The organism is bacterium (assembly GCA_023228325.1).
Lineage (GTDB): Bacteria > Auribacterota > UBA6266 > UBA6266 > UBA6266 > UBA6266.
In genome coordinates this window covers 1-3,633 of sequence record JALOBK010000028.1, presented here as the reverse complement: position 1 = coordinate 3,633, position 3,633 = coordinate 1, and the positions used below count along the sequence as shown (strand labels likewise).

Annotated in this window: 7 protein-coding genes; 5 read left to right on the top strand and 2 right to left on the bottom strand. The window is 29.6% G+C overall.

Annotation, left to right across the window (positions count from 1 at the left end; translation table 11 throughout):
* Window positions 1–748, top strand: a 748-nt coding sequence (locus M0R36_11220) for a hypothetical protein (protein ID MCK9556360.1), incomplete at its 5' end; no start/stop codon positions are given.
* 30 nt (window positions 749–778) lie between these two features.
* On the opposite strand, the gene M0R36_11215 is transcribed toward M0R36_11220, so the two are convergent.
* Entirely contained in the window at window positions 779–1,144 is a 366-nt protein-coding gene (locus M0R36_11215) for a hypothetical protein (protein MCK9556359.1), read from the bottom strand.
* Window positions 1,132–1,632, bottom strand: a complete 501-nt coding sequence (locus M0R36_11210) for a hypothetical protein (GenBank protein ID MCK9556358.1) — start codon at window positions 1,630–1,632, stop codon at window positions 1,132–1,134. Before M0R36_11210 ends, M0R36_11215 begins: the two co-directional genes overlap by 13 nt.
* Before the next feature lie 168 nt (window positions 1,633–1,800).
* Between M0R36_11210 and M0R36_11205 the strand changes: the two genes are divergently transcribed.
* The 4 genes from M0R36_11205 to M0R36_11190 all read left to right on the top strand — a co-directional run.
* A complete protein-coding gene (locus M0R36_11205; GenBank protein ID MCK9556357.1) occupies window positions 1,801–2,286 on the top strand; it encodes a hypothetical protein in 486 nt (161 codons plus the stop codon).
* 17 nt (window positions 2,287–2,303) lie between these two features.
* Window positions 2,304–2,879: a metallophosphoesterase family protein gene (locus tag M0R36_11200; protein ID MCK9556356.1), complete on the top strand. Its 576-nt coding sequence runs from the start codon at window positions 2,304–2,306 to the stop codon at window positions 2,877–2,879.
* Window positions 2,880–2,918: 39 nt separating this feature from the next.
* Complete coding sequence (locus M0R36_11195; protein MCK9556355.1) at window positions 2,919–3,119, top strand: hypothetical protein; 201 nt, start codon at window positions 2,919–2,921, stop codon at window positions 3,117–3,119.
* A 286-nt stretch (window positions 3,120–3,405) separates the two neighbouring features.
* On the top strand, window positions 3,406–3,633 hold a 228-nt coding region (locus M0R36_11190), incomplete at its 3' end, for a hypothetical protein (protein ID MCK9556354.1).

Sequence of the window (3,633 nt, the reverse complement as noted above, 5' to 3'; positions counted from 1 at the left end):
GAAAATAGATATTATTCTAAACCCATTTGGTATTTATAGTCGTATTAACATGGGACAAGTTTTTGAAGTTTATTGTGGGTTAATATCAAAAAAATTATCAGATGAAGCAAAGAATCTTAGCAAGTCCGCTTTTACAAAATTATTATTCAAAGTCATGGCTCATCTTGATAATACTGCTGACAAGAGAATAAGAAAAGAAATGATGGCATCTTTAATCGGCATGTCAGAAATAGAATTTCAAGAAATGAGGAATGAAAGATTCTTTCCAATAATAGTTCCACCATTTGATGCACCAAAAGTCAGAGATATAATGGAAGCAATGAAAATTCTTGGATTGAAAACAAAATATAAATTGTTCCTTCCAGAATATGATATGAAAACAAATGGAGAAGTTCCGGTTGGATATATGTTTATTCATAAACTGGAACATATGGCAGAAAAAAAATTAACAGTCAGATCTATAGGTTCATATTCGCAGAAAACAAAACAACCGTCTGCTGCAAATAAAGAGAAAGGTCAAACTGTTGGAGAACTGGACAGCTGGGTATTATCTGCATATGGTGCAAATAAAATTATAAGAGAACTGTTTGGTCCAGCAAGTGATGATATGGCATTGAAAAGAAAAATGTTGTCCGATATATTAATAAGTGGGCATGCTAATTTACCAGAGCAAAGAAAAATAAATCCAGCATTAGAATTAACAGAGGATTACATGAGAATTGTTGGGTTGGAAGAACTTGATATTTAAATCAAAAAAATAGGTGTGGCGACCCCACACCTATTTAATTTTTTCTAAGATAGGAACACTTAGAAAATTCCTACTTTTTAAAAAACTAAAATAGTAGGTTTTTGTTTCATGTCCAATTTTGATTACATCCCTTCTCGGACGGATATCAAAATGAATATCTACAAATAACCTACCTTTAAAAAGTTTTTTTAATTCGTTTTCATATTTGACAGTGCTGAACGCACGATCAGTTATGACTTGAATTAATAAACTTCTTATGTATATTTTATTTAAAATATTAAAGAATTCAAACTTAGCGTCTTTTATTACTAAGTTTGGAATTCCATAATTTTTAGAAACCTGATTGCATATATTTTGTATATGCATCAGGCATAACTTTACCTTTAACCTTTCCACACTTTCAACTCCTCTCTCATCGTATTTCCCATTTCATTTATAACCTCATATGCTTTATCAATATCACAAACCATCTCCAAAGCAAAATGTATGCTGTCTCTTATTGCTTCGAAGTTCCACACCAGTTTATCATACTTTTCTTCCGTTGGAAGAAGACAAGTGTATTTCAATTCTGATGTGTCAATTTCATTGTTCTTATTGATATTGCATATGAATATGTCCCCGACAATTTCACAAGTAAACCTGTCGTCATCAGTGTTTAGTAAAAATGTGATTTTGCTGTTCTTGTTGAAACTGCCGATATATTTTTTCCATCGATTTTTCATCTTATTTCCTAATTGTATGACATAGGGTTTAATACTTTTGATTTTTTCTTTTGCCAGTCTTATGTGGGTTGGGTGGTATCTTTCATACCCACGATATGTAAGATATCCCCATACTGGAACTCCAATTTTCATACCGAGAGAAAAGAAATACACGTTGATCATGATGGCCCCCTCTCATTCTTTTTTTTGTTTTTGAAAAAAGAAATATACACATTTAATTTATATATGTAGTAAATAATAATTAAAAAACATATGTTTTTTTGATGTTTGTCAAAAGATAAACAAAATAAAAATGGGAAACCATAATTAATTAAAAATGGAGGTTATGAAATGCTTATTGGTTTTATTGATGAACCCGGAATTGCAATGGTTGCTATGTCTGAAAGTGAAAACGAGGGTGATAAACATCCCATTGTAAAAGCTAAAGTTACTTATCGAATGGATGAAAAAAATGAAGGATATGCACTAATTGATTTTATCGTTTTATTAAAGGATGATGATGTTACGGAACATATTAAAAATCTTGCAAATGCATACAAGGTTAGTATCATGAGGGAGTTATCATCTGTTTTTGTAGCATCTAAACTTAGATATGAAATCGAAGGAAAACAATATCATTTTGTCAAGAAACTCGGAGAAAAAGAAAATCTTCTAATCCCAATATATCAAGAACAGAAACCAGAAGAAGAAGTAGCAGTTGAAGATGTAAAGGAAGAAGTAACAAAAATAGAAACTGTTGAAGCAGAAGAATGTGGTATTATTTCTGAGAGCCTTAATATAACTCCCGAAGTTGCAGATGGAGAAATCGTAGAATAAGCGAGGATATTTGAATTTTGAACACTTGGTTAATTTCAGATACACATTTTTTTCATGAAAAAATTAAACAATATTGTGATAGGCCGGATGATTGGCAAGATAGAATTTTAAATAATTGGAAAAATATTATTAAGAATGATGATACTGTATATCACCTTGGTGATTTTATGTTTGGAAAAATAGATCACAAAATAAATTATTTAAAAGAATTTATAACCGGAAATATTATATTAATAAAAGGCAATCATGAAAGATCCGGTGTTAGTTGGTTTAAAAACAATTTAAATATTGAATTAATAAAAAACAAATTTTATATTATAAATGTTGATGATGTGAAAATAGCATTGAGTCATGTCCCATTAAATTCAAACATTCTTGTGGATAACGATATAAAAGTCAATATCCATGGGCATATACATAATAATTATTACTTTATTAAAAAAGAAAAGGATATGGTATGGTTCAATGTGTCAGTGGAACAATTAAATTATAAACCAATTAATATTTGTAATATTATTGAATATATCAACGATTTAAAAGATAAGAAAGAACTTTTGATTAATCAGTGTTCAATTTCAGAAGATATAGGTTGACGATTTTTAAAATATAATTAAAAAATGGAGGACTATAAAATGACTGAACTGTTAGCCGAACTTTTCGCATCGTGGGAAGAGTTTAAGAATGCAAATGAAAAATTTGTAGAAAAGAAAAACAAATCAGCTGCTGCTAAGGCTAGGAAAGTTTCCAGTAAAGTCGGAAAACTTCTGGCTAAATATAGAAAAGAAAGTGTCGCCGAATGTAAAACTATTCAAAAAAGAAAGAAAGCTGAATAACGTTATTGGAGAGGAGAATCTAAATCGATTCTCCTCTTTCAAAAATATGGAGAACAAACCCAAAGGATATACTTTTCAAACCCAAAGGGCTAGAAGAATATTGTAGATAAGGGGGAGTATGTCATGGGTGTTTGTAAATTTTGTAAAATATTTAAGAGTAAATTGAATATCAAAACTATGAGTATAGATGAAGAAGAATATGAATATATTGTATGCACATATCATACAGAGGAAAAAATTGTCCCCGTAGAAGAATGTCTAAATTGTAAACTTAAGGATGTGATTGATGATTAATTCGAAAGCTAAAGGAAGATCTATTATAGATCTGAGAGTGAATTCTTTAGTCAATTTTAAAATATATTCTGTTGATAAAATAAGCAAAATATATACAAAAAAAGATAAACATTGTTTTGAATTGAGTGGGGATACACAACATAAACTCATATTGAAATTTTGGGATAGGGAAATAGCAGAAGGTTTTCATAAAAATATAAATGATATCATGAATCTATAT